This is a genomic window from Aeromonas sp. 84A, from assembly GCF_051919345.1.
Taxonomy (GTDB): domain Bacteria; phylum Pseudomonadota; class Gammaproteobacteria; order Enterobacterales; family Aeromonadaceae; genus Aeromonas; species Aeromonas veronii.
In genome coordinates this window covers 1649668-1676291 of the sequence record NZ_JBQBEW010000001.1, presented here as the reverse complement: position 1 = coordinate 1676291, position 26624 = coordinate 1649668, and the positions used below count along the sequence as shown (strand labels likewise).

The window sequence follows — 26624 nt, the reverse complement described above, 5'->3', positions numbered from 1 at the left end:
ACTCACCCACCGACAAAACAGCCCGTCAACCATGTTGACGGGCTGTTTTTATCACGGGCCTTTTTATAACGGGATCAATCGCCTGTCTCACGCCCCTCGGCATTGAGGGCGATGCGCCACCCTTCTAGCTGGACCGGTTCGCCACCGCTGGGCAGCAGGGCGTGGCTGCGCAGCCGCACGGTAAAGCAGCTCCCCTGCCCCGGGGTGGAGTCCACCAAGAGTTCCCCACCCCAGCGGCTGATGATGCGGTGACTCAGGGCCAGCCCCAGTCCGGTGCCGGTAGCACGGGTGGTGAAGAAGGGGTCGAAGATCTTGTCGATAATGGCCGCCTCGATGCCGCTGCCGTTGTCGATCACCCGTACCTCGGCCCCGCGCAACTGACCCAGTTCATCGACCCAGTCGCGGCTCTCGACCCGGATCTCCCCCTGCTCCCCCAGCGCGTGGCGGGCGTTGACCAGGAGGTTGATCAGCACCTGCAGCAGCTGCTGGCGATCCGCCTCGATGGGCTGCTGGGCCCTGAGATCGGCCACCAGCTCCACCTGTTGCTGGCGCAGGGCGGAGCGTACCAGGGTCAAGCTCTCCTCGATGATGGGGTTAAGGTGCTGCCACACAGGCTCTGTCTCGTAATCGCCGGGGCGCGAATATTGCAGCAGGCTGCGGGTGATGGCACGAATGCGCTCAATCTGGGCCAGCACCAGCGCTAGCTCCTCGCTGACCGGCTCGGCCGCCTCCCCCAGCTCCAGCTTCATCAGCTCCACATTGCCGAGGATCACCGCTAGCGGGTTGTTGATCTCGTGGGCCACCCCGGCCGAGAGCTCGCCAAGGGCCGCCAGCTTCTCGCTGATAAGCAGTTGCTGGCGCGCCTCGGTCAGCATATGAATATGATCTTCCAGCTCGGCGGTCTTGAGCTCGAGGCTTTGGGTACGCTCGGCCACCTTCTGCTCCAGCTCGTCGGCGCTGCGAGCCATCTGCTGCTGATGCGCTTCTTGCCTGTCCAGCATGGCGTCGAACTGGCGACCGAGTTGGGCCAGCTCGTGGTCAGGGTCGAGGGCCAGCGGGCCGATGCGAGCCGACTCCCCGGCCTGCACCTGCCGCACCACCTTGTGCATCCGCTCGATGGGGGAGAAGAGATCCCGCGCGCCGCGATAGACCAGCAGGCCGGAGAGCAGCAACAGCAGCACTACGCCGGAACCCAGCTCCACCAGATTGGTGAGGTAGGTGCGGATAATGGGCCACTCGAGAAAGCCCACATAGAGCATGCCGAGCCGCTCGCCCCTGGCTCCCAGCAGCGGCTCGTAGCCAGAGACATACCAGGCGTCGTGGACGAAGGCGCGGTCAACCCACATCTCCCCCCGCCCCAGCACCTGCTCGCGCACTGGCGGCGAGACCCGGGTACCCACCGCCCGGCCCACCTGACGGCTGCTGCTGACCGGCACATTGGTGCTCACCCGCAGATCGTCGAGAAACAGGGTAACGGTGCCGACGCTGCCATCCGGCAGGGTATTTTTGGCAAACACCTGCCCCTTGAGCTCATCCACCAGCCGGGTGCTGCCGTTGACAAGCTCGCCCCCCTCCAGCACGGCCCAAAGCGATCCGTCGCGGCCCATCACAGGGGTCAGTGACAGACTGATCAGCCCCCGGTCCTCCACCACCCTGGTGCCATCCCGCTGCCACAGCACGGCCCGCTTGGCCAGTTGCGGGGAGAGGGCGAGCATCTCCTGCTGCGACCAGACCACGAAGTGGCTGACGCTGCGCCCGGCCGTGAGGGCGGCGCGCTCCTGCGCCGTCAGCTGATCCAGCTCGGGGCCACGGCGCAAGCGCAGAAAATCGAGACCATAGTTGGCCGCCAGCGGCATCACCCAGTCATGCAGCTGATCCGGCGATTCCCGCAGCCGAAGCTGAAAGGCCCAGGCATCGCGCAGATGCTCGAGATGCTCGGTCTGGCGCTGTTGCTGCACCGTGATGGCGTGGTGGGCCACCCCGAGATCGCTGCGCACCGTGGTGAGCAGGTTCTGCCAGCTGTAGGTGAGGGTCCAGTAGAGGGTGAGCGCAATCATGCCCACCAGGGTGAGCATGATGGGTACCGAGGTGAGCAGCAGCAGGCGCCAGCGCACTTTGGTGCGCACGCAACGGGGCAACAGGGCACGCATGCAGCGGGAGAGCAGGGTCAGTTTCATCGCCACCCCATCCAGTCAGCCTTCCTCATTCGATGGCCCACTCCTTGAATTTGCGATCCAGCGTCTTGCGCGCCACCCCGAGCACCCGGGAGGCGGCCGACTTGTTGCCATCATGGCTCGCCACCACCTGCAGGATGTGGGCTTTTTCTACCTCCGCCAGCGGCCACGCCAGCGGATAACCCTCCTCGCTCGCCCCCGGTTCGGCGGGCTTGCTGCTCTGCCAGTAATCCGCCGGGGGCTTGCCCAGCAGCAGGCAGCGCTCGATAAGGTTGCGCAGCTCCCGCACGTTGCCGGGCCAGGGGTAGGCCTGCATCGCTACCACATCCTCGTGGGTCCAGCTCAAGGAGCCCATCCCCATCTCGGCGGTGAGCTGGCGGGTAAAGTGGTGTACCAGCGCGGGGATATCGTCGATCCGCTCCCGCAGCGGGGCGACCGGCAGCGCCACCACGTTGAGGCGATAGAAGAGATCTTCGCGAAAGCGGCCCGCCTCCACCTCGGCCTTGAGGTTGCGGTTGGTGGCGGCGACGATGCGCACATCCACCGCCAATTCGCGCTCGGCACCGACCGGGCGGATGGCCTTCTGCTCCAGTGCCCGCAGCAGGGAGGCCTGCATGGCGAGCGGCATTTCGCCGATCTCGTCGAGAAACAGGGTGCCTTGATGGGCGACCCGAAACAGGCCGTCGCGCCCCTTGCGGGCGCCGGTAAAGGCCCCCTGCACATGGCCGAACAGCTCGCTTTCCAAAAGCTCCGGCGCGATAGAGGCGCAGTTGAGGGGCACAAAGGCCCCCATACGGCCGGAAAGTTGATGCAGGGCGCGGGCCACCAGCTCCTTGCCGGTGCCGGACTCCCCCTCCACCAGTACGGCGGCGTTGGAGGGCGCTACTCTGGCGATGAGCGTCTTGAGCTCGCGGGTCTTGGCACTGTCGCCGATCAGGGTGGGGGGAACAGCTTGCTCACCTCCCGGCGCAGCAGCAGGTTCTCCCGCTCCATCTGGCGGCGCTCGATGACTCTGTCCACCGCCTGCACCATCTGATCGAGGTTGAAGGGCTTGAGGATAAAGTCGCTGGCGCCGAGGCGCAGCGCCTTGAGGGCGGTCTCCATATCGCCAAAACCGGTCATGAAGATGATGTCGCTGCGGCGGGTGGCGGGGTCTATGGCCTCGTGCCACTCGATGCCAGAGCGCCCCGGCAGCCGGATGTCGGCGATGATAAGGTCAAAGTGAAGGCGGCAGCGCAGGGCTTCCGCCTCCTCCACGCTGGCGGCAGTCTCAATCTGGGCAAAACGCTTGGCCAGCGCCTTGGCCAGAAAGCTGCGCATGCCGGGCTCATCGTCAACGATAAGCAGGGAGAGGGCAGACCAGCGGCTGGGAGGGAGTGTCATGGAAAAAAGTACCTCGGATGCACGTACGGTCGGTGAATGTCCCGATAACCGGAACCTTAGTGGGACATTTTGTCCTTACCGTATCAAAAGCACCAACACCAATTATTAAAAGCGATAACAAGCTCACCTAATTGATTCTAATAAGCTTCTGTTTTTAAACGGCAAACCGTGAATGCAGCGGCAAAGGAACAGTTTGGCACCCTGCTTGCTTACTCTTGCCCTCTCCTCAGCCACCCTGAAAAAGTTGCATCACGATGACGATAAAAACCAACCTCAAACGTTTTGCCCTCTCCCTCGCCGCCAGCCTGCTGATCGCCGGTGCGGCCCACGCCGAAGCAGATACTAATGCCACAAAAGCGCCGATCCGCCTCGCCACCACCACCAGCACCGAGCAGTCCGGTCTGCTGGGCTGGCTGCTGCCCCAATTCACCAAGGAGACCGGTTATCCGGTGCAGGTGATGGCGGCCGGTACCGGCCAGAGCCTGAAGATGGGCGAGAATGGCGATGCGGATCTGGTGATGACCCACGCCCCCTCTGCCGAGAAGAAGTTCGTCGATGCGGGCTTTGGTATCGAGCCGGTGCACCTGATGTACAACGACTTTGTTATCGTCGGCCCGGCCAAAGACCCGGCGGGTCTCGGCAAACTGCACGATGCAGCCAAAGGGCTGCAGGCCATCAAGGATAAGGGCCAGACCTTTATCTCCCGCGGTGACGAGTCCGGCACCCACATCAAGGAGAAGACCCTGTGGCAGGCGGCCGACGTCAAACCCGAGTTTGCCGGTTACAAATCCATCGGCCAGGGGATGGGCCCGACCCTGACCATGGCCTCGGAGCTCGGAGCCTACACCCTGACCGACCGCGGCACCTGGCTCGCCTACCAGAGCAAGCTGGATCTCGCCGTGCTGCTGGAGGGTGACAAGCGCTTGTTCAACCCCTATCAGGTGATCCTGGTCAACCCCAAGCGCTACCCGGATCTCAACACCGAAGGGGCCCGCACTCTGAAGAACTGGCTGGTCTCCGAGCATGGCCAGAAGCTGATCGGCGACTTCAAGGTGGCGGGTCAGGCGCTGTTTGTAGCGGATGCCAACGGGAAATAATGGCAACGCTGACCGCTGAGCTGACCTTGATGGCCCTCCCCCGGTTCGCTGAGGGAGGCGCCTGATGCCGACTCTGCTCGACACGACCGTATTGACGGCCCTCGCCCTGCACGATGAGAGAGAGGCGTCATGCCGACCTTGATCGATACCACGCTGGCTGCCCTCGCCCTGCTGTTCAGTGGTGACACCGAACTGTGGCAGGTGGTGGGGGTCTCCTTCTCCGTCTCCTGCATCGCCCTGCTGCTGGTGCTGCTGCCCGCCTTGCTGCTGGGCTTTGCCCTGGCCTATCTGCCGCTGCCCGGCCGCTGGTTCTGGCTCTCCTGCATCAACACCCTGCAGTCGGTGCCGACCGTGGTGATCGGTCTTTTGCTCTATATGCTGCTGTCGCGGGCCGGCCCTTTTGGCGACTGGAAGCTGCTCTTTACCCAGCAGGCGATGGTGGTGGGGCAGATGCTGATCGCCTTCCCGGTGATCGCCACCATGGGTCACGCGGCGTTTGTCCAGAGCGACCGGCGTGCCTGGGAGACCGCCCTGACCCTGGGGGTCTCCTGGCCCAAGGCGCTGATCGGCCTGATGCACGAGTGCCGCTTTGGCCTGCTGGCCGCCATCATCGGCGCCTTCAGCCGTATCGTCACCGAGGTGGGCTGCTCCATGATGGTGGGGGGCAATATCCTGCACTTCACCCGCAATATCCCCACCGCCATCGCGCTGGAGACCCAGAAAGGGGCCTTCACCCAGGGGGTGGCACTCGGCATAGTGCTGCTCACCCTCGCCCTCTTGCTCAACCTGCTGCTGACGGCGTGTCGCGGCCACAGCTATCTGAAGAACTGACCATGCCCCCCACTGTGTACCAACAGGAGTAACCCATGGCCCTGACCGCCCACCAGCTGACGATGCGCTTTGGCGAGCGTCAGCTGTTCGAGATTGACCGGCTCGCCATCGCACCGGGGGATGCCATCTGGCTGCATGGAGCCAACGGGGTGGGCAAGACCACTCTGCTCAAAATTCTGGCGGGGCTGCTGGCACCCACCCGCGGCCACACCAATCTGCCGGGGCGCTGGCAGCAGCGGCTAAACCGGCTGCTCAAACGGGATCTGGGGCCGGGTAGGGTTACCTATCTGCACCAGACCCCCTATCTGTTCGATCGCACGGTGCACGACAACGTGGCCTGGGCGCTCGATAAACAACTCGGCAGCGAGATCCGGGTATTCGAGGCGCTGCGCCGGGTCGAGCTGGAGGGGCTGGCGCGAGAGCACATCAGCATTTTGTCCGGTGGCGAACGGCAACGGCTGGCGATGGCCCGTGCCTGGGCACTGCAACCGGCCTTTCTGCTGATGGATGAGCCCACCGCCAATCTGGACACACATTCGGTTGCCCTGATGGCCGCATTGGCGCAAGATCTGCGAGAACATGGCAGCGGCCTGGTCGTTATCAGCCACCAGAGCAACGCATTGACCTCCCTGTGCGAGCGGCAATGGACCCTCGCCCGTGGCCAGCTGCAAGAGACGACCCCTTTAAAAATCATCGAGCGACATGACTTCAAAAAGCGACAGCCACTCTGATGCCGTTGCCGTATCAGCAGTGATCCTGGCAGGAGGCCGCGCCACCCGGATGGGGGGCGAAGACAAGGGATGGGTAGCACTGGCGGGACGCCCTCTTATCGACCATGTTTTGGCGCGCCTGCGCCCCCAGGTGGATGAGGTGCTGATCAACGCCAACCGCAGTCAGGCCCGCTATCAGGCGCTGGCTCCGGTCATCAGCGATGACAACAACGACTATCTCGGCCCGCTGGCGGGCATGCAGGCTGGTCTTGCTGCCGCCCGTCACGACTGGGTGCTGTTTGTCCCCTGCGATGGCCCCGCCCTGCCGCTGGATCTGATGAGCCGCTTTCGCGCCGCCTTGACCCCGGATACCGAGCTGGTAGTGGCCCACGACGGCGACTGGCTGCAACCCGTGGTGGCCCTGCTGCACAAATCCCTGCTCCCCTCCCTCACCGCCGCACTGGCAGAGGGAGAGCGCAAAATCGATATCTGGTTTGCCCGCCACAATATGGCGGTGGTGAGCTTTGCCGATCAGCCGGATGCCTTTATCAATCTCAACAGCCCTGCCGAGCTGGCCGCCTACGAGGCCCGTCTGCTCGCCACGGCTATCGACCCCCAACAAGGAGTCACCTCATGACCCCGGCCCCCACCCTTCCCCTGCTCGGCTTCGCCGCCTGGAGCGGCACCGGCAAGACCACCTTGCTGGAGCAGTTGATCCCCCTGCTGGTGGATCGCGGCCTGCGCATCGGGGTGCTCAAGCACGCCCACCACGACTTTGATATCGACCAGCCGGGCAAAGACAGCTACCGCCTGCGCAAGGCGGGTGCCAAGCAGATGATGGTCGCCTCCCGTCGTCGTCATGCTCGTATCATTGAGACGGAGCTGGACGAAGCCGATTTTCGCCAGCTGCTGGCCAGCTTCGATCAGACAGAGCTCGATTTGCTCTTGGTCGAGGGGTTCAAGCACGAACACTTCCCGAAAATCGAGCTGCACCGCGCCGAGATTGGCAAGCCGCTGCTCTTCCCCGAAGACAGCGACATCATCGCGCTGGCCAGCGATCAGTCCCCACAGAGTGGCGAACAACAGCAGACAAGCCTGCCCCGACTCGATATCAACGATCTGGCGGCTATCGCCGACTTCGTCTGCAGCTGGCTTGACGGCTGCCAGAGCAAGGAGCCGGAGGCGGGCAAGGGCTTTCTCTCGGTCGAGGCGGCCCGCAATGCCATTCTGGCGGCCCTCACCCCGAGCACGGCCTGCAGCGACAAACCGCTGGCCCAGTGCCACGGCGCCGTGCTGGCCGCCGATCTGATAAGCCCCATCAATGTGCCGCCCCACGCCAACTCGGCGATGGACGGCATTGGCCTTCGCAGCGATGATCTCGCCGCCGGTCGCTGGCAACTGGTGGGGGAAGTGCTGGCAGGCCTGCAGCGCCACGAGCCTGTGCTGGCCGGTCAGGCGGTGCAGATCATGACCGGCGCCCCGCTGCCCCCCGGTGTCGATACCGTGGTGATGCGTGAAGAGACGCTGATTGAAGGTGAGTGGGTTACGGTCACCGCACCGATCCAGGCGGGACAGAATGTGCGCCTCGCCGGGGAAGATCTCGCCAAGGGCGCGGTCGCCATCCCGGCCGGAACCTGGCTGGGTGCCCCCCAGCTGGGGCTGGCGGCATCCCTCGGTCAGGCATCGCTCTGCGTGCGCCCCCCGCTGAAAGTGGCGCTGTTCAGTACCGGCGACGAGGTGCAGGCGCCGGGCGAGCAGCTCGCCCCCGGCCATATCTTCGACAGCAACCGCTTCACCCTGATGGCCCTTATCCGCGCCGCCGGTTGCGAGGTGATGGACCTTGGCATCATTCCCGATAACAAGACCATACTGCGCCAGCAGCTGGAGCAGGCCGCCGCCAGCGCCGATCTGGTGTTGAGCTCCGGCGGGGTCTCGGTGGGCAATGCCGACTTTATCAAGCTGGTGCTGGCGGAGCTGGGCCAGATCGATTTCTGGCGCATCCAGATGCGGCCGGGCCGCCCGCTCGCCTTTGGCAAGCTGGGGCAGACCCCCTTCTTCGGCCTGCCGGGCAATCCGGTGGCGGCGATGATCTGCGTGCTGCAGTTTGTCGAGCCTGCCATCGCCCGCTTGCAAGGCAAGCGGTGGCAGCCGCTGCGCCTCTCGGCACTGGCAGACGAGAAGATGAAGAGCCGCCCGGGGCGCACCGAGTTTCTGCGCGGCATCTTCCATCAGGACCGTAACGGCCAGCTGCGGGTGCGCACCACAGGGCCACAGGGCTCCGGCATTCTGAGCTCCATGAGCGATGCCAACTGCCTGATCGAAATCGTACCGGACCAACCCGGGATTACCGTTGGCGAGCGGGTCTGGATCCATCCCCTGCAGGGACGACTGGCCTAAATCCCGACGGGGCGTTGGCCGGATGCACGGCGCCCCGTCCCCCACCAGATAGGAGGCAGACCGTGCGTCTTGATGCCCCCCTCTCCCGACTCGATCTGCTGGTCTATGGCCGCTACCGGATCGTCCATGGCCTGCGCATTGCGCTCGCCTTTATGCTCACCTTTCTGCTGACCCGCGAGCTGAAACTGCCGGAGAGCACCTGGCCGCTGATAACCTTGGTGGTGGTGATGGGCCCCATCTCGTTTTGGGGCAATGTGCTCTCCCGCGCCCTGCAGCGGGTGGTGGGCACCATTTTCGGCGCCAGTTGCGGGGTGGTGGCGCTCTATCTCGAGATCTACTCGCTACCGCTTACCCTGATCTGGTGCGGGTGCATCATGTTTCTCTGCGGCTATCTGGCCCTCGGCAAGCGCCCCTATGTGGGGCTGCTGATCGGCATCACCCTGGGGGTCACCATGGGGGCCATGCCGGGGGATATAGAGACGGCGCTGTGGCGCAGTGCCGACGTAATACTGGGCTCCCTGCTGGCGCTGCTCTTTTGCAGCATCTACCCCCAGCGGGCCTACAGCCACTGGCGGCTGCAACTGCACCAGATCCTGCAGCAGTCGGGGCGGCTCTATCACACCCACCTCTCCCCCAATGTGCTGGAGCGCCCGCGCCTCAAGCACAATCTCTCCCAACTGCTGGCACAGACCGGCAAACTGCGGGCCCTGCTGGCCCCCGCGGCCAAGGAGACACGCCACAGCGTCGCCCTGTTTGATGCGGTGCAGGTCACCATGCGCAACACCCTCTGCACTCTTGAGATGCTGGCCAACACCTACTGGAACGATCGGGAGAGCCACTTCCTGATGCAGAGCACGGCTGCGCTGCAAACCTGCCATCTGGCCACCGAGGAGGCGATCAACCAGCTTGCCCTGATGATGCAAACCGGCGATGGTCGCGGCGCAGATGCCGCCATCGCCCGCCTGCACGAGGTGGCGACCCGGGTATCGCTGCCGCCCAACGCAGAGGCAGCCATCAATGGCTACCTCTGGCTCAACGTCCAGCTGACCGAGCAGCTCACCCACCTGCGCCGTCTGCTGGGGCTGATCCTCACCCCGCCCCATCGCAAGCAGCCCGACTAGATCCAATGCAAAACGCCCCGCAGTGGCGGGGCGTTTTGCTGTCTGACTGGCCGCTTGGGCCGTTGTTCAGCAACTCTTAACTGGCATTGGCCAGCGGCTGCTCGGTGGTGAGGTAGAGGGAGAAATCCTGAATACCCGCCTGCAGGGCGGCAAAACAGTCGGGGTCTATCGCAGTGCCCAGATTCTCCGCCATCATCTCCAGTGCCTGCGGCACAGGGATGGCGCCGCGATAGGGGCGCTTGGCGGTGATGGCATCGAAGATGTCGGCTGTGGTGATGATGCGCGTCTCAAGGGTAATCTCGTCCCCTTTCAGTCCCTTGGGGTAGCCCTTTCCATCAAGCCGCTCATGGTGGGCGCCTGCCACTTGTGCCAGCTCCTCGAAGGCGCCGATGCGGCTCAGGATCTCCTCGGTATAGGCGGCATGCATCTGCACCGCCGCCCACTCCTGCGCATCGAGTTTGCCTGGCTTGTCGAGAATGGCGTTGCTCACCCCGAGCTTGCCCACATCATGGAGCAAGGCGCCCCGCTTGAGCCAGCGTCGACGCGACTCGGACAACCCCATCTGGGTGGCAAGAATGTCGGTATAGAGCGCAACCCTGCCGCTGTGACCCGCGGTGTAGGGACTTTTGGAGTCCACCACTTGCCCGAAGGCCGCCGCGATTTCGTCCAGATAATCCTCATCCAGCGCCACCTCCCCCTGTCCGGCCGGGTGGACCAGCACCCACTCGGTCAACCGGGGATCGGCCAGTCCTTGCCAGAACTCCTCGTCGGCCAGCGCTTCAAATTCCCGAACCAGCGCCGGATCAAACCAGCTGCCGCTGCGCTCGCGCAGCTCCTTGAGCGCCGCATCCGGGCCGGCGGCCGCGTGAAACACATCCACCACCTGACAGAGCAGGGCAATGCGCGAGAAGAGCGGGATCGCCTCGCCAGCCAGTTGCAGGGGCCGACCTTTGCCATTCCAGTGTTCATCGAGGGAGAGGATGCCATCGGCCACCTCGTCACTGAAACGCAACTGGCGAGCGATATCCGCCCCCCGATGACAACGGGTCTGGATCAGTTCGTTGGCAATCTGGTCACCGTTGCGAAAGATATGAAACAGGCTGCGAAAACGTCCCAGCAGGTCCGCCTGCAAGCCGGTGTGGCCCAGCACAAAGTTGACTACCTCGGAGAGGGAGCCATCCACCAGTTTGAAATCGCGTTTGAAGTGAAGATCGTCGGTGAGATAGAGCTCGCAGATACGGGCAGCATTGCTGCTGCACCCAAGATCCTTAAGCAGGAGCGTGTAGTAGAGATCATGGCGCAGCCGGGCGTCCAGTCCCAGCCGCTCCCCCAGACGGGAACCTATCCAGCAGCAGCGAATGCAGTGTCCTCTTGGTTGTCCCTCGGTCATATCGAGCGCATGACTGAGGGAACCAATCAACTCCGCCAATCGCAATCCATTCACCGTCATAGTCTACTCCCTTAGACATCATGGCGATTTTGCCAGCAGATTAGGTATACCCCATCTGAAGCTGGATCGATCTGGATTCAGTTGAATTTAGGCAGCAACCTTGCCCTGATTAGCCCGCTCTTCCAGCTCCGCACGGCTCAGGGTAGAGACAAAGCGGCCATCGAAGTAGATATCAATCAGCTCACCACGCTTTTCGCCACGCATCATGCTGCGGCGGCCATCCAGATAGTGCACCTCCATCTGGGCGGTATGCTCGTCCGGGTAGCTGATCTCCACCTCGCGTACCCCTTGCGGCAGCATGGCCAGCGGCACCGTCTTGAGGGCCGGATCCAGATGCTGGTTCACCTTGATCACCGGATCGGCTTTCATGTCCACCACAGCCGGAGATTTGCCGGTGATGGGGTTCTTGCCAGACCAGAACTCGATGGTATTGAAGACGAACAGGTCAGCGGTCGCGGCCAGACCGTAGACAGGGGAGAGCAGCATAAAGACCCCGGCACGAGCGTAGCGATTATCCACCACGCTCAGGTTGCCCTTGGTGACCATGCCGGAAAGCCCCATCTGCCCCATACAGCCGCCCAGACCCATGCTCGCGACCATAACCAGCAGGGCCATTGCCCGCCCCTTCTGTTGTAATGCCATCTTGTTCTGTTCCTGCTCTGAAATAAATGAGGCGGCAAGCCTAATCAAGGGGCCAGAAGAGGACAATTCACAATGGCGGGACGATACAGGAGGGGTTCAGATTGGGGCACTGACTGCTCAAATATGAGTCAATGCCCCGGCATGACAAGAAGTCAGGGGGTTCAGATTGCCAGATCAGAGACGGTGCTGGAGACGTTGTTCGCCTCCCGGCGGATGTCGCTCATCACCTCATTCACCTCACCCACCTGCTGTTTACCCAGCTCGGCGCTGCTGGCGACGTCGGACATCTCGGAGGTGACCTTGGCGGTCAGCTCCCGGTTGTTCTGTACCACCTTGGCGATCTCGTCGGTAGAGAGAGACGTGCGGGCCGCCAGCTGGCGAACCTCGTCGGCCACCACCGCAAACCCACGACCCTGATCCCCCGCCCGCGCCGCCTCAATGGCCGCGTTGAGGGCCAGCAGATTGGTCTGGTCGGCGATGCTGCTGATGGTGGAGACGATCGCCTCGATACTGCGCGACTGCTCGTTGAGCTGGTTGATAAGGCCGATACTGTGAGTCAGCTGGCTGGCAATCAGGCTGGAGGTATCGACCACCGAGGAGAGCAGACCCGCGCCACGCTCGGCGCAGTTCAGGGTCTCCCGGGCCGCATCGTGGGCCAGCATGGCCGCTTCCCGCACCGCATCGCTCTTGTTGATCCGCTCGGTAATATCGCTTGCGAACTTGATCACCTTCACCACCCGGCGGTTGTCATCCAGGATAGGGTTGTAGGTTGCCTCCAGCCACACCTTGCTACCGTGACTGTTCTGACGACAGAAGAGACCGGACTTGAACTGACCACGGCCCAGCTCATCCCAGAAGTGGGGCTGGTCTCGATAGAACTGATCGTCGCAGAAGATGCGGTGATGCTTGCCCTGCACCTGCGCCAGGGTATAGCCCATGGTATGGAGGAAATTACCGTTGGCAGCAATCACCTCCCCGCCGGGGGTGAACTCGATGACCGCCAGTGACCGATCCAGCGCCGTCACCACCGCCTGCTGGCTGAGCAGTTGCAGGTGGTGCTCGGTAATATCGGCCGCGATCTTGATCACCTTGGTCACCACTCCCCGCAACTTGACCGGAAAATAGGTCGCTTCCAGCCAGATCACCTCGCCCCGTTTGTTGAAGCGCTGGAACACCCCGGTGCGGGAACGCCCCTGCTTCAGGTCCGCCCAAAACTGCTGATAGTCGCTGCTCTGGGCATACAGCTTGTCGCAGAAGATACGGTGATGCTGACCGATAACCTCGGGCGCACTGAAGCCCACCACGTTGAGAAAGAGATCATTGGCGGCCAGCACAGTGCCATCCGGCGTAAAGGTGATGGTCGCCACGCTGCCGTGCACTGCGTCAAAAAATCCCTGCTGTTCCAGAAGTTGATCCTGGCACTGCTGCAACTCGGCTTTCAGTTTGCTATTGAACATCGAAACGTATCCTCCAGACTGGCACCCACCATGGCCAAACCACGCAGTGGATCAATAAGATAATGGTGGCGTGCTCCATCAGCATAGTTGGCGGCTTTGCCGCGATCCCATCTGACGCCATATTTATTGCTGTAAATCAAATTCACCGACCAAACGCCACTCATGCAGAGCTGAAACCCTTATTCCACCGCCGGTTGCCACTCCAGATAGGCTAGATTGGCGACAAAGCCGATCCGCTCATAGAGAGGGCGCCCCTGCTCGCTGGCATGGAGCCACACCTTGCCCAACTGACGCGATCTGGCGAAGGCTGTAATGGCATCGAGCAGCGCCGTAGCGATCCCCTGCTGGCGCCATTGTGGCCGCGTATACATGTTGAGCAGATACCCCTCCATCCCCGCCAGATTGCCGGGATAGGGCGGCCGTTCAAACAATGCCAGCGTCCCGGCCGCCACGATCTGTTTGCCGCCCTCCTGCGTATCGTCCTCAGCCAGCCAGGATAAAGCACTCTCTTCACTCACCGCCCGGGTAAAGTAGTCAAGGGTGGCCTGCCACAAGGCCGGGTCTGCCTGCGGCGTCACCAGCTCACCGACCTCACAAAACAGCTCCATGCGCAGCGCCACCAGTGCGGGTATATCTGCGGCCCTTGCCTGACGAATGATCATGGGTTGCTCCTTTTCTCTCATGGGAAATTTCGCCGGCCGTCATTATGACAAAGAGCGCCTTGTGGCGCTCTTTGTCATTGGGGGAAATCACTGATAAATCAATGGTTGCGACGTGTCAGCCAGTGATCCAAGCTCAGCACACCACCGCCCCAGACGGTCAGGGTCAGCAACATCCAGCCCCACAACTGGTGATCGTAAAAGCCACCCGCCCAGAGGGTCGGATAGGAGATCACCGCCATGATATTGAAGCCAAACAGCAGCAAGGCGGCCGGGCGAGTAAAAAGCCCCGCCAGCAGGAAGAGCGGCAACAGCAGCTCGGTCGCCGTACCCAGATAAGCAGCCCACAACCAGGGCAACAGGGGCACCTGATACTCAGATTCAAACAGATAGAGGGTGGAATCCCACGCCGTGAGCTTGAGCCAGCCTGAAGTGAAAAAAACCGAGGCGACCCAAAGCCGCGCCAGCAACAGCACACCAGCGCTGCTCCAGCGCGGCAAATCACCACTCGAGCTGGCCAGCGCCAGCCATTTGTTTGCCATCATGGCATTACCTCCATATCCACCAGCAGACCAAGGGTTATCAGGCGAGTGAGATGTTCACTGGCCGCAGGGTCGGCCGCCAGCAGATCGACCAGCGCCGTACCAGCGAGACAACCCTGTAGCAGCGCCCACTCACCCGCCGTCAGGGGCAAGGGGGCAACCCGGCAATCCGGCTGTTTCTTCAATGCCAACCAGACGGGGGCATCAAGCGCGTCCACCGCTTCACCACCGTGCAGCGCCATCTGCCACAGGGCCAGCACCGGATAATCGCTGGCAACCAGCAGCAGATCCGTGGCTGGCAACAGCCGCAGCCGCTCCCATTGTTGCGGCGATAATGCGGCCAGACGCTCGGCTGGCCAGCAGCGTGATTCCAGCGGCAGCAGACTGGCACGCTCAAGCTGCCATTCGAACTGAGCCAGCGTCTCCAGCCAGGGCAGTCCGGTTGTAGTCGGCAAGCGGGCCAACCATTGACCAAACCCGGCGCCATAGTGCATGACGCTCCCTTCCCTGAGGGGCTCGGCCAATACGAAGCCACGGGCCGCCGCTGCAAAAAAGTCATCCCCGACCATGGTCTTGACGGCGGGATAACTGCTCGCCAGCACCTCGCCAAGGCTCAGGATGAAGTGGTTGCGATAGACCTGCAGCACAGATTCGGCAGAAAAGAGCCGGGAGCTGATGTGAGGGGAAATGGCGTCAGGCGCCCCCAGCAGACCATCGGCAAAGTGCTGTTGCAGCTGTGCCAGTTCAGCCATGGGCTACCTCCCGTGGTGCACTCATGGCGCACGCCTCATCCAGAATGGCACCAGCCTGCGCCGCCTCTGCCAGCAAGACCGGCAGCGGCGGGATCTCGAGATCCCACTCAATCAGGGTGGGAATGGCCTGCTTGCGGCAGATCTGGCGATAGAGTTCCCAGACCGGCTCCACCACAGGGGCGCTGTGGGTGTCGATATAGAGGGAGCCTTCCGGCAGCTGCTTCTCGGTATAACCGGCCAGATGGATCTCCCCGACGGTGGCGAGATCGATCGCCGCCAGATACTCATCGCAAGAGAAACCGTGATTGAAGGCACTGACATAGAGATTGTTGAGGTCGAGCAGAATGCCGCACTCGCTGCGCTGCTGCAGCTCGGCCAGAAATGCCCACTCGCTCATCTCCCCGGGCAGTTGCAGATAGGAGGAGGGATTTTCAATCAACATGCGGCAACCCAGAGTCTGTTGTACCTGCTGGATCTTGTCGCTCATGTTGCGCAGGGAGGCGCGTGTATAGGGCACCGGCAGCAGATCGTTGAAGTAACGCCCACCAATGCTGCCCCAGCTGAGATGTTCGGAGATCCGTACCGGTTTGATCGCCGCAGCCAGTGTCGACAACTGCTGCAGATGGTGCGGATCGAGCGGGTCGGCAGAACCGAGGGACATGCCAACGCCGTGAAGACTGACGGGGTAGTGTTGCGCCAGTTCGGCGAGCACCTGAAAACCGTGACTGTGCCGTTCGAAGTAATTTTCACTATGCACCTCCAGCCAACCGACTGCCGGCAGGGTTTGCCGGATCTCATCGTAATGGGGAGTGCGTAATCCGATACCAATCAAAGGGTTCATCGCAAGACTCGCTTTCGCCAATCAGAGAAGATGCAGGGGGCGACCCATTGGCCATCCCCTGCCCGATGTCTCTTACTTGGGTTGCAGCGAACCGCCGACCAGCTTCTCGCACAGCCCTTTGGGCATCACCACAAAGGCATCACCCTGAGCATCTTCCTTGGCAGTACCGGCGCAGGAGCTGCTCTTGGTCGCACAGTCATTTTTGCTGGCCTTGACCACGCCGTAGCACTTCTCCTTTTCATCGGCAGCCATTGCTGGTGCCGCGATAAATTGGGCGCCCAGCGCCAGCAGACCGGTCATGGCGGAGGCGATAGCAGTGCTTTTTTTAACATTCATGTTCATGTTCCTTTTGATGTCGTTGGATGTTGCTGATATCCCCGATTTGTCGCAACCGGGTACCTGCAATAGAACCGGCAAACGGGATATTCCCTTTCAAAAAAAACACAAAAAGAATTAAATAATCCAAATGACAGAAGTCAAAGTATTGATTTAAAACAACTATCCTCTCATTAAAAATTTCTTGCCGACCACCGTTTTATGAACAAAAAAAGAGTGCCATTTGATGCTTTCATCCCGTTAATCTTCTTCACTGCTTCCATCAAAAGAGAGGCGTCAGACATAAAAAAGCCCCGCCAACAGGCAGGGCTGGATGCAACTTTAAAGAAACAAGAAATAAACAATCTGAGTAGTGTTGGGAGGCAGGAGTTGCGGCATACAGATAAAAAAAGAGACAGCTTTGGCTGTCTCTTTTTGCACATGGTGCGAATGGGGTTTAGTAGAAGATCCGCTCGCCACGCTCGCTCATTTTGAGCCACACCGGTTTGGTGCTGGTTTTGTTCCAGATCCGGTGCAGATAGCTGTAGAAGCGGGCACGATCGCTGCGAAACAGCATCACGGGGAAAGCCAGAATGCCCACCAGCAATACATAAATGCGACGAAGAATAATCTGAGTCAGGGAAAAGGGATGAAACATGATGTAACTCCTTACTGGTAAGACCACTGAGCAAAGATTACCCCACTCCATGTAGGATTACTACATCACCAACGCATTTTTTTATAAAAAAATGGTGAAAAACGGGAAATACTGAAAACGGGTTACGTCATTAACCAACAGTTAACAAACTTGCGAAAATCGTGCGCTTTGCCACAGTTATCAGGGGAAAAACATGCAGTAGGGAGACACGCATGAAACTGCCTGAAGTGGCACTGCTGGTGCTGATGGTTGCCCTGACACGGGCACAACTGGAGGAGTGGCAACTGAATCGGGAAGATGCCATCGTGCTGGCCGAACGGGGCGTGCCCACCGTCAGCCTGTGGCAATGCGGCACACTGAAGCAACGGATTGCGGATCTCAACCAGCACAGTGCCGAGGTGCAGTTTCAATATCGGGGGCAAAACATGGCGGATGTGAGCCACTATCTCGAGCGCGAGTGGAAACAGGCTGGCTGCGAACAGTTACTGGTGCAGCAAGGATACTGACCAAGCTTCACGGCTCGAAGAGTGATAAATCAGGGAAAAGAGAGAGAAGATGGAGGCACGTTCCGGAGTCGAACCGGACTAAACGGATTTGCAATCCGCTGCATAACCGCTTTGCTAACGCGCCATGCTGACAAGACTGATTGTCTTGAAAGTGAGTTCCATCGTTGGTGTGATGGAAAATTGGAGCGGGAAACGAGACTCGAACTCGCGACCCCGACCTTGGCAAGGTCGTGCTCTACCAACTGAGCTATTCCCGCGTTACTGCTTTCGTGCCAGTTGCCTGACAACGAGGCGCATTATACGTACCACGAGCGCCAGCACAACCCCTTTTTCGCAATTTAAGCCCTGATGCAGACTGTTTGTTCAGGGTTTAAACGCCTTGCTGCATTTTTCTCCAGCCAGCTGTGACCCACCAAGCGAATTTGGGATAAAGTCGTTGAAATGATTACGCTTTCGTTCGAGACTTGAGCGGCTTAATAACCGGATTCTCAATTGAAAATCACAAGATGAAATGGATCTTCACGCTTCGTGGGCTCAGGCCGCAGTTAATGCTGGCTTTTTTCATGTTGGGCATGGTGCCCTTTTTGGTCATCACCCTCTTCTTCCTATACAGCCACGGCAAGGATCTCACCACCCAGACCTCCAACCACCTGGTCTCCGTTCGTAATATCAAGAAGAGTCAGCTCGAGGATTACTTCAACAACCTCAAAGAGCAGATCATCAACTTCTCCCAGCAGGATTTTGCCGGCAACAGTATCGGCCGTTTCTATGGCTTTACCGGCGCCTTCGAGAAGTTGGGCACCACACCGCAGGAGGCCCGCAGCCGTGCCCAGGCCCGCTATCTGCCCGGCTCCTGGGATCAACTGCGCAAACCGGACAGTCAGGTGGAGATCGAACCCTCCATCACGGCGCTTATCCTCGCCGACGAGATGTATGGCCGGGTGCACCAGCGCTTTCATCGCGGCTATGCCGACATGGTGCGCAAGTCCAACTACAGCGACATCTTTCTGGTGGACCTCAACGGTGATGTGGTCTATTCGGTCACCAAGCACCCCAACTTTGCCACCAATCTGCTCTCCGGACCTTATCAGGGCAGTGGCTTGGGCCAGACCTTCGCCAAGATCAAACGCCGCCTCGATGGCGGCCAGAAACCGCAGCAGATCTTCGAGTTCACCGATTTTGGCCGCAACGAGCTGACCGGGCAGGTGGTCGCCTACATGGCGGCCCCCGTGATGCAGTACGACTATGTGCGCGGGGTGGTGATTTTCGAGCTGTTGCCGGACAAGCTCAACCAGATCATGGCGGAGCGGGAGGGGCTGGGCGAGACCGGCGAGACCATCCTGATCGGCCCTGACAAGCGGATGCGCGCCGATGCCTGGCTGGCACCGGAGTTCAGCGTCGAGAACAGCTTCAGCCCCAATTTCCGGCCGCTGCAAACACCCCTCATCACCAAGACGCTCTCCGGCGAGCAGGGGGTCGGGCTGTTCCACTCCTATCAGGATGACGAGGTGCTGGCCGCCTACACCCAGGTGAAGGTGTTCGATACCGAGTGGGCCTTTATCGCCGAGATCTCCACCCGGGAAGCCTATGCCCCGATCCGCCAGCTGGAAACTCTGGTGATTGTGCTGGGTGCCGGCTCGGTGCTGCTGCTGATCCTCTTCTCCCGCTGGCTATCCCACTCCATCACGGCGCCGCTGCGATCCCTGACCGAAGCAGCCGAGCAGGTGGCCGACGGCGCGCTGGATCACCCCATCGCCATCGAGCGCACCGGCGATGATATCGACCGGCTGGCCGAGGCGTTTCGCCATATGCAGCGCTCGGTGAAGGACAAGATCGAACTGATCGAACAGCAGACCCAGGAGCTGCAACAGCAGGTCAAGCTGACCCACAAGCAGAACCTCAGCTTGCAGCAGGCAGACAAGCTCAAGGATGAACTGCTGGCCAACACCTCCCACGAGCTGCGTACCCCCATTCACGGCATCAAGGGGATGGCCGAGTCGATGCTCGCCAGCCAGCAGGATTTGACCGAAGGGCAGCAAAAACAGCTCGGCCTCATCATCAAGAGCGCCGATGGCCTGGCCCGTCTGGTAGATGATCTGCTTGACTACCATCAGATGCGCTACGGCCAGCTGGAGATCCACTCCCAGCCCGTCTCATCAAAAGGGGTGATCCGGCTGGTACTGGATCTCTGCCAGCATCTGGTGCAGGCCAAACCCCTCACTCTGGTGGATATCAGCCCGGCCGAACTGCCGCCGGTGCTGGCCGACGAACAGCGGCTCGAACAGGTGCTCTACAACCTGGTGGGCAACGCCATCAAGTACACGCCGCAGGGCAAGGTGGTGCTCAGCGCCATCGTCGAGAACAACTTCCTGCGCATCAAGGTCACGGATACCGGCATCGGCATCGCCCCCGACCATCTGGAACATATCTTCGAGCCGCTGGTGCAGATGAGCCCGGAGGTAAGCAAGCAGGGGGCTGGTCTTGGCCTCTCCATCACCCGCCAGCTGGTGCACCTGATGGGGGGCGAGCTGTTCGTCGAGAGCGAGCCGAGCGTCGGCTCTACCTTCGCCTTTACCCTGCCCCTTGCCACCGGCAAAGCGGCCAATCTGACTCTCGACAGCCGCCAGATCGAGCATCAGCTGGTGCGCCAGCAACCGCTGATCCTGCCGGACTGGGAGAGCGACGATCTGCCCCCTCCCCCCGAGGATGCTCCGCTCATTCTGGTGGTGGATGACGAGCCCATCAACCTGCACATCCTGCGCCATCTGCTGCAGCCCTGCGGCTACCGCATCCTGCCCAGCAGTGACGGCCACGATGCGCTGGCCAAGCTGGCCGAAGAGCCGGTGGACCTTATCCTGCTCGATGTGATGATGCCGACCCTTTCCGGTTTTGACGTCTGCCGTCGCCTGCGCCAGCAACACCCGAAAGATATGCTGCCGGTGCTGCTGCTCACCGCCCTCAACCAGCCCAAGGATATCGAGGAGGGCTTCGGGGCCGGTGCCAACGACTATCTGGTCAAACCCTTTTGCAAAGAAGAGCTGTTTGCCCGGGTCAAGGCACTGCTGGAGGCCAAGGCCGGACGCGCCTCGCTGGTAGAGAACCGGCTATTGAAGCAGGAGATCGAACATCGCCTCACCCTGCAGGATCGGCTGCATCAGGATCAGCAGCGGCTGCTGGCCCTGCTCGGTGAAGGGGCCGACCCCATGCTCTTTATCGACGAGCAGGGCACTGTGCTGTTTGCCTCCAGGGTGATGGCACGCCTGCTGGGTCAGGAGCCGGAAGCCATGGAGGGGCAGCCCCTCAATGAGTGGCTCGCCACCCCGCTGCAACAGCAGTGGCCCGACCTTGCCAGCGAGCGGGAACACAATCTGGAATTTTTGGTGGCCGGGCAAAAAGATGTGCTCAACGCCCGTGCCCTGCCCATCGCGCTCGGAGGACAGGCCGCTTTCGCCCTCACTCTGAGTACCGAGCTGCGTCAGGATGAGAACCGGGTAATGGCGCTGGAGAACGCCCTCAAGAACCTCTCGCGGCAAGCCATCATCGAAGATGAACAGCTGCTGGGCGAGCTGAGCCGCCTGGGTGGCGAGTTCCGTTCGCTGGCCGACGACCTCATTCGCCAGCAGGATGACGAGCCGCTGCGCCGGGCGCTGGTAGAGACCATGCAGCTAACCCTGGATGCCTGGCAGCAGGGGACCGGCAAGGGCAAAATCGTGCTGGCAGAGAAGAGCAAGCTGTGGCGGGTCTATATGGACAGATCCAGCCCGCAGACCCGCACCCTCGACAAATACCTGAGTCTGGACACCCTGCCCAAGTCGCCACGCTGGAAGACGGTAGTGGCCACCACCGAGTATGTGCTGGGCCACTGCCCACTCAATGACCACCAGCGCCAACAGTTACAGCACAGCGCCCAGACCCTGCGTCAACTCGCCAACCGCAAGCCGTGACACGACGCCCTAAACGGGCGCCGGATCACAATTGGCAATCTGGTTTCTTTTTATGCAAAACAAAGCCCCGCACAACCCCGAAACCGAGAGCAGATCCAATTCACAAATTTGTCATATACGCTATTTTCACAGCCACTTTCTACGCGAGAGCAAATAACGCAAGCTAATGATTCTAAACAAATAAAAAAGCATTTTGACGAGATTGACGTAACACCGTCAATTTTTACGAAAACAACGAAATCAATAGTTGTTGTTTTCCTGTTAATTCTGGTTTGCTTAGGGCGTTGGAAAACAGAACGACAAAGGTTAGACACCTGACCAACACAGAGGGCCGATTTCATCAGCATGCGAAACCGGTGCTCACACAAAACAAGGCGAACCCTCGGGAATGCCAAAAAATAAGAAAGGAAAACATATGCTTGCCAAAGTATCCAAAATCTCTACCGCTGTAATGCTGGGAACCATGATGCTTGCCGGTGCCGCCGGTAACGCCATGGCCGCAGAAAACAAAACCGTGTTGACCATGGTCGCACAGCAGGAAACCGCCTGGGTCAAGAACTTCAACCCCTTCCTGCAAGCGGGCTTGCTGCACACCACCCGTCACTTCATCTATGAGCCGCTGGTGATCTTCAACGATATGCAAGGGGGCAAACCCGTCTATCGTCTGGCCACCAACTATGCGTTCAGCGATGACCTGAAATCCGTCACCTTCGATCTGCGTGACGGCGTGAAGTGGTCTGACGGCGAAGCCTTTGATGCCGATGACATCATCTTCTCCTTCAATCTGGTCAAGGCCAACAAGGCGCTGGATGAGCGCTCAATCTGGACCCAGATCAAGAGCGTCGAGAAGCTGGCCCCGAACAAGGTCAAATTCGACCTGACCGAGGTCAACACCAACGTGGTGAACGATCTGGTGCTGGTACCCATAGTGCCGGAGCATCAGTGGAAATCGGTGAAAGATCCGGTTGCCTTCACCAACGACAAGCCGGTTGGTACTGGCCCCTTCACCGAAGTGGACAACTTCTCCGCCCAGCTCTATACCCAGTGCCGCAACCCGCACTACTGGGATAACGCCAACCTCGCCATCGACTGTATCCGCATGCCGCAGATGGCCACCAACGACCAGGTGCTGGCTGCTGTCATGAAGGGTGACATCGACTGGTTCGGCTCCTTCGTGCCGGATATCGAGCGCCTCTACGTCGGCAACGATCCGAAGAACAACAAATACTGGTTCCCTGCCTCCGGTACCGTGGCGTTCAACGTCAACTTCCAGACCAAGAACCCGGGCAATAACGAAGCCTTCAACGACATCAACTTCCGCCGCGCCTTCTCCATGGCAATGGACCGCCAGTCCATGGTGGATATCGCGGGCTACGGCTACCCCACCGTCAACGAGTACCCGTCAGGTCTGGGCAAAGCCTTTGACTCCTGGAACAACCCGGAAGTGGACAAGAAGTACGGCAAGTACAACAAGTTCGACTTGGAAGGGGCCAAGGCCCTGCTGAAAGAGGCAGGCTACAAGGATTGTGACGGCGACAAGTTCCTCGACACCCCGAGCTGCAAAAAGATCGAGTTCAAGGTACTGGTACCGAACGGCTGGACCGACTGGGTCAACACAGTACAGATCGGTGTAGAAGGGCTGCAGGCACTGGGCCTGAACGCCAAGACCGCCACCCCGGAAGCAACCGTCTGGACCGAGAACCTGATCACCGGTGACTTTGATGTCGCCCTACAGGGTTACTTTGCCGGTGCCAACCCGCACAAGTACTTCGAGACTGCGTTCCACTCCCGCAACATGGGTGACCGTGGCAACCGCTTCGCTGCGCCCCGTTACAAGGACCCCGAGCTCGACAAGCTGATCGATGACTTCACCCAGACCGCCGATGCGGCCAAGCAGAAGGAGATCATGTTCGCCATCCAGGATCGTGTTGGTGCCAACCAGACCATCATTCCGGTCTTCAACAACCCGACCTGGTATGAGTACAGCACCAAGCGCTTCAACGGCTGGTTCAGTGCTGATAACCCGGTAGCCAAACCTCAGCTCCACCCGGACACCCCTGAGCGTCTGCTGCACGTGTTGTCCCTCAAGCCAAACAGCTAAACAATCCCGGCCCCCTGCGGGGGGCCATCTTCCCCGTTAATCCCCTTCTTGCCCGGCACCGCCGGGGTTGGGGTCGCTATACCCGACGCGGGGCAGACTTGCAGTAAAAGGTACTATCATGGGATTCATACTGAGACGCTTTTCCTTCTATCTGGTTGCCTTTCTGGTAGCCGCCACCATCAACTTCCTGTTACCCCGTGCCATGCCAGGGGATCCTGTCTCCGTGATGTTTGCCCGCGCTGGCGCCATGATGGAACCCGCCGCCCTGGAAGCCCTCAAAGCCACCTTCGGCTTCGTCGACGGCCCCATCGGCACCCAGTTTCTCACCTATGTGAAGAGTGTCTTCACCTGGGATCTCGGCACCTCGGTGCGCTTCTACCCGCAGCAGGTCTCTGACGTGCTGGGCCGTGCCATCGGCTGGACCCTGTTTCTGGTCGGCACCTCCACCATCCTGAGCTTCTCCATCGGTTCCATCGTCGGCATCTTCGCCGCCTGGTATCGCGGCGGCCGGATGGACAGCATTCTCTCCCCGCTCACCCTGGTGATGCAGGCCATTCCGCCGGTGGTGGTCTCCCTGCTCGCCCTGTTCCTGTTCGGGGTCAGCCTCGAGTGGCTGCCCATCGGTTATGCCTATAGCCCGGAAATCCCGGCTGACTGGGGCTGGGAGCACATCAAGAGCATCATGACCCACGCCATCATGCCGGTGCTGACCCTGGCCGTGGTGCAGGTGGGGGGCTTTCTTATCACCATGCGCAACAACATGATCAACCTGCTGGGCGAGGATTACATCACCATGGCCAAGGCCAAGGGGCTCTCCAGTAACCGGGTGATCTTCAACTACGGCGCCCGCAACGCTATTCTGCCCAGCGTCACCGCCCTCTCCATGGCGCTCGGTTTCGTCATCGGTGGCTCTCTCATCACCGAAGTGATCTTCAACTATCCCGGTCTGGGCCTGACCCTCTATCAGGGCATTCTGGCCCGCGACTACCCGCTCATTCAGGGGCAGTTGCTCATCATGACCATCACCATGCTCAGCTTCAATTTCCTGGCCGACGTGCTCTACGTCTTCCTGGATCCCCGTCTGCGTACAGGAGGCAAATAAGATGCGTATGCCGACCATTCTCAAAATCCTGCTTGGCAACAAGAAGGCTGCCTGTGGCCTCGCCATCGTGGTTGCCTTCGTACTGATGGCCATATTTGCCCCCATTCTGGCCAGCAACGAGCCGACCAAACGGGTGGCTCGCCCGCACCAGCCGCCCAGTGCCGAGTTCGTGATGGGTTCAACCCGCATGGGCCACGATATCTGGGCCCAATCCACCAACGGCGCCCGTATCTCACTGATGGTGGGGTTCAGTGCTGGCCTGCTGGTCTGCACCCTGGCCGTCGCCATCGGCATCACTGCCGGTTACTTCGGCGGTCTGGTGGATGAGTGCCTCACCTTCCTGATGAACGTGGTGCTGGTGATCCCCAACCTCCCCTTGCTACTGGTGCTGGCGAGCTTTATCGGGGAGGCGTCACCGGCGGTAATTGCCGTGATAATAGGGTTGACCTCGTGGGCCTATGGCGCGCGGGTCATCCGCGCCCAGACCCTGGCCCTGCGCGAGAAGGAGTTCGTCATTGCCGCCGAAGTGCTGGGCGAGCCGGCCTGGCGCATCATTCTGGTGGAGATCCTGCCCAACCTCATCTCCATCATCGGAGTGAGCTTTATCGGCTCCATCATCTACGCCATCGTCACCGAAGCGACCCTGGAGTTCCTGGGGCTTGGCGACCCGACCGTGGTGAGCTGGGGCATCATGCTCTACAACGCCCAGACCTCCAGTGCCATTCTGGTCGGCGCCTGGTGGGAGATCCTGGCCCCCTGCTTCGCCATCGCCACCCTGGGTGCCGGTTTGGCTCTGCTCAACTTCGCCATCGACGAGATTGCCAACCCGCAGCTGCGCTCCCACAAAGGGCTCAACCGCTGGAAGAAACTCGCGGCCCCGGTCACCACTCCGGTTGCCACAGCACAGGAGAAGACAGCATGAACAAGCATCCCCTGCTGTCAGTACGCAATCTTTGCGTCGACTACATCACCGAAAATGGCGACGTGCGCGCCGTCAACTCGGTGAGCTTCGATATCAGACAAGGCGAGATCTTCGGTCTCGCCGGTGAGTCGGGCTGCGGCAAATCCACCGTCGCCTTCTCGGTGGCCCGGCTGCACAAGCCGCCCGCCTACATCAGCGGTGGCGAGATCCTGTTCAAGGGGGAGAATATCCTCCACTACAACGACGAACGGTTGCGCTCCTACCGCTGGCAACAGGTGTCGGTGGTGTTCCAGTCCGCCATGAACGCCCTGAACCCAGTGCTGCGGATGGAGGAGCAGTTCTGCGACGTGCTGCTGGCCCACAACCCCGGCATGACCCGTTACGAGGCGATCAAGCGCGCCCAGGAGTTGCTCACTATCGTCGATATCCACCCGAGCCGGCTCAAGGACTACCCGCACCAGTTTTCCGGCGGCATGCGCCAGCGGCTGGTGATTGCCATCGCCATGGCGCTCAACCCCGAGCTGCTCATCATGGATGAGCCAACCACGGCGCTCGATGTGGTGGTACAGCGGGAGATCCTGCAGAAGGTCTATGCCCTGAAAGAGAAGTTCAACTTCTCCATTCTGTTCATCACCCACGACCTCTCCCTGATGGTGGAGTTCTGCGATCGCATCGGCATCATGTATGCCGGTGAACTGGTGGAGGTCGCCCCCTCCAAGGCGATCCTGACCGCGCCGCTGCACCCCTATACCAGAGGGCTCGGCAACTCCTTCCCGCCCCTGCACGGACCGAAGAAGGTGCTGGAAGGGATCCCGGGCACCCCGCTCAACCTGCTGGAGGTGCCGGTCGGCTGCCGCTTTCAGGCCCGCTGCGGCAAGGTGCACGATCGCTGCCGTCAGGAGTACACCAGATTGGCCGAGATCCGCCCCGGGCAACAGACCGCCTGCCACCTCTATGAGGAGCAGGGACTGCAACAAGATTCCGTGATCTATCTGGACAAGGCCGCTGGCTGTTAAGGAT

Annotated in this window: 22 protein-coding genes, 2 tRNA genes and 1 pseudogene; 12 read left to right on the top strand and 13 right to left on the bottom strand. The window is 60.7% G+C overall.

From position 1 onward, the window contains the following. Positions 1–74: 74 nt before the first annotated feature. Both ACTG20_RS07830 and ACTG20_RS07825 read right to left on the bottom strand, forming a co-directional pair. Positions 75–2177, bottom strand: a complete 2103-nt coding sequence (locus ACTG20_RS07830) for a sensor histidine kinase (protein ID WP_194495983.1) — start codon at positions 2175–2177, stop codon at positions 75–77. A gap of 25 nt (positions 2178–2202) precedes the next feature. Then, positions 2203–3557: pseudogene (locus tag ACTG20_RS07825) on the bottom strand (sigma-54-dependent transcriptional regulator). Between the two features lie 254 nt (positions 3558–3811). Here ACTG20_RS07825 and ACTG20_RS07820 point away from each other — a divergent pair. The 6 genes from ACTG20_RS07820 (at position 3812) to ACTG20_RS07795 (ending at position 9713) form a co-directional block, all read left to right on the top strand. Then, entirely contained in the window at positions 3812–4654 is an 843-nt protein-coding gene (locus ACTG20_RS07820) for a substrate-binding domain-containing protein (RefSeq protein ID WP_115521201.1), read from the top strand. Positions 4655–4783: 129 nt separating this feature from the next. Next, positions 4784–5485, top strand: a complete 702-nt coding sequence (locus ACTG20_RS07815) for an ABC transporter permease (protein ID WP_194495982.1) — start codon at positions 4784–4786, stop codon at positions 5483–5485. Between the two features lie 35 nt (positions 5486–5520). Continuing rightward, on the top strand, positions 5521–6216 hold the full coding sequence (locus ACTG20_RS07810) for an energy-coupling factor ABC transporter ATP-binding protein (RefSeq protein WP_019446237.1): 696 nt from the start codon (positions 5521–5523) through the stop codon (positions 6214–6216). Beyond that, positions 6188–6832, top strand: coding sequence for a molybdenum cofactor guanylyltransferase MobA (gene mobA / locus ACTG20_RS07805; RefSeq protein ID WP_194495981.1), 645 nt, complete (start codon positions 6188–6190; stop codon positions 6830–6832). The genes ACTG20_RS07810 and mobA overlap by 29 nt, the downstream gene beginning before the upstream one ends. After that, entirely contained in the window at positions 6829–8592 is a 1764-nt protein-coding gene (locus ACTG20_RS07800; RefSeq protein WP_194495980.1) for a bifunctional molybdopterin-guanine dinucleotide biosynthesis adaptor protein MobB/molybdopterin molybdotransferase MoeA, read from the top strand. The genes mobA and ACTG20_RS07800 overlap by 4 nt, the downstream gene beginning before the upstream one ends. Positions 8593–8654: 62 nt before the next feature. Beyond that, positions 8655–9713, top strand: coding sequence for an FUSC family protein (locus tag ACTG20_RS07795; protein WP_194495979.1), 1059 nt, complete (start codon positions 8655–8657; stop codon positions 9711–9713). A 76-nt stretch (positions 9714–9789) separates the two neighbouring features. Here ACTG20_RS07795 and ACTG20_RS07790 read toward each other — a convergent pair whose 3' ends face one another. From ACTG20_RS07790 to ACTG20_RS07750, 9 genes are all read right to left on the bottom strand, one after another. Beyond that, positions 9790–11163 (bottom strand): HD-GYP domain-containing protein, encoded by a 1374-nt coding sequence (locus tag ACTG20_RS07790; protein ID WP_069554035.1) that lies wholly within the window; start codon positions 11161–11163, stop codon positions 9790–9792. Between the two features lie 87 nt (positions 11164–11250). Further along, positions 11251–11805 carry a DUF3332 domain-containing protein gene (locus ACTG20_RS07785; RefSeq protein ID WP_194495978.1) on the bottom strand — a complete coding sequence of 185 codons (555 nt, stop codon included), beginning with the start codon at positions 11803–11805 and terminating at the stop codon, positions 11251–11253. A 161-nt stretch (positions 11806–11966) separates the two neighbouring features. After that, positions 11967–13262 (bottom strand): methyl-accepting chemotaxis protein, encoded by a 1296-nt coding sequence (locus ACTG20_RS07780; RefSeq protein ID WP_043822414.1) that lies wholly within the window; start codon positions 13260–13262, stop codon positions 11967–11969. Positions 13263–13441: 179 nt separating this feature from the next. After that, entirely contained in the window at positions 13442–13924 is a 483-nt protein-coding gene (locus ACTG20_RS07775; protein ID WP_194495977.1) for a GNAT family N-acetyltransferase, read from the bottom strand. Between the two features lie 98 nt (positions 13925–14022). Continuing rightward, positions 14023–14466 (bottom strand): DoxX family protein, encoded by a 444-nt coding sequence (locus tag ACTG20_RS07770; RefSeq protein ID WP_194495976.1) that lies wholly within the window; start codon positions 14464–14466, stop codon positions 14023–14025. Then, positions 14463–15215, bottom strand: a complete 753-nt coding sequence (locus ACTG20_RS07765) for an HvfC/BufC N-terminal domain-containing protein (protein ID WP_194495975.1) — start codon at positions 15213–15215, stop codon at positions 14463–14465. Before ACTG20_RS07765 ends, ACTG20_RS07770 begins: the two co-directional genes overlap by 4 nt. Further along, complete coding sequence (gene bufB / locus ACTG20_RS07760; protein WP_194495974.1) at positions 15208–16056, bottom strand: MNIO family bufferin maturase; 849 nt, start codon at positions 16054–16056, stop codon at positions 15208–15210. Before bufB ends, ACTG20_RS07765 begins: the two co-directional genes overlap by 8 nt. A gap of 72 nt (positions 16057–16128) precedes the next feature. Continuing rightward, the gene (locus tag ACTG20_RS07755) at positions 16129–16392 is read right to left on the bottom strand and encodes a BufA1 family periplasmic bufferin-type metallophore (protein WP_005334862.1); all 264 of its coding nucleotides are present in this window, start codon (positions 16390–16392) and stop codon (positions 16129–16131) included. 436 nt (positions 16393–16828) lie between these two features. Further along, positions 16829–17029: a YbfA family protein gene (locus ACTG20_RS07750; RefSeq protein ID WP_005334863.1), complete on the bottom strand. Its 201-nt coding sequence runs from the start codon at positions 17027–17029 to the stop codon at positions 16829–16831. Positions 17030–17241: 212 nt separating this feature from the next. On the opposite strand from ACTG20_RS07750, the gene ACTG20_RS07745 reads away from it, so the two are divergent. After that, on the top strand, positions 17242–17535 hold the full coding sequence (locus tag ACTG20_RS07745; RefSeq protein ID WP_005347702.1) for a hypothetical protein: 294 nt from the start codon (positions 17242–17244) through the stop codon (positions 17533–17535). A gap of 50 nt (positions 17536–17585) precedes the next feature. Here the strand turns inward: ACTG20_RS07745 and ACTG20_RS07740 are convergent. Together ACTG20_RS07740 and ACTG20_RS07735 are read right to left on the bottom strand one after the other, a co-directional pair. After that, positions 17586–17659: transfer RNA gene (locus tag ACTG20_RS07740), tRNA-Cys, on the bottom strand. Between the two features lie 57 nt (positions 17660–17716). Next, positions 17717–17792 (bottom strand) — tRNA-Gly (locus ACTG20_RS07735). 249 nt (positions 17793–18041) lie between these two features. Between ACTG20_RS07735 and ACTG20_RS07730 the strand changes: the two genes are divergently transcribed. The 5 genes from ACTG20_RS07730 to ACTG20_RS07710 all read left to right on the top strand — a co-directional run bounded on the left by ACTG20_RS07730 (position 18042) and on the right by ACTG20_RS07710 (position 26620). Further along, on the top strand, positions 18042–21479 hold the full coding sequence (locus ACTG20_RS07730; protein ID WP_194495973.1) for an ATP-binding protein: 3438 nt from the start codon (positions 18042–18044) through the stop codon (positions 21477–21479). A gap of 415 nt (positions 21480–21894) precedes the next feature. After that, the gene (locus ACTG20_RS07725) at positions 21895–23580 is read left to right on the top strand and encodes an ABC transporter substrate-binding protein (RefSeq protein WP_005353816.1); all 1686 of its coding nucleotides are present in this window, start codon (positions 21895–21897) and stop codon (positions 23578–23580) included. A 118-nt stretch (positions 23581–23698) separates the two neighbouring features. Beyond that, positions 23699–24682 carry an ABC transporter permease gene (locus tag ACTG20_RS07720; protein WP_194495972.1) on the top strand — a complete coding sequence of 328 codons (984 nt, stop codon included), beginning with the start codon at positions 23699–23701 and terminating at the stop codon, positions 24680–24682. A 1-nt stretch (position 24683) separates the two neighbouring features. Beyond that, positions 24684–25604: an ABC transporter permease gene (locus tag ACTG20_RS07715; RefSeq protein WP_440007977.1), complete on the top strand. Its 921-nt coding sequence runs from the start codon at positions 24684–24686 to the stop codon at positions 25602–25604. Continuing rightward, the gene (locus tag ACTG20_RS07710; protein WP_005334876.1) at positions 25601–26620 is read left to right on the top strand and encodes an ABC transporter ATP-binding protein; all 1020 of its coding nucleotides are present in this window, start codon (positions 25601–25603) and stop codon (positions 26618–26620) included. Before ACTG20_RS07715 ends, ACTG20_RS07710 begins: the two co-directional genes overlap by 4 nt. The last annotated feature ends 4 nt before the right edge of the window (positions 26621–26624 follow it).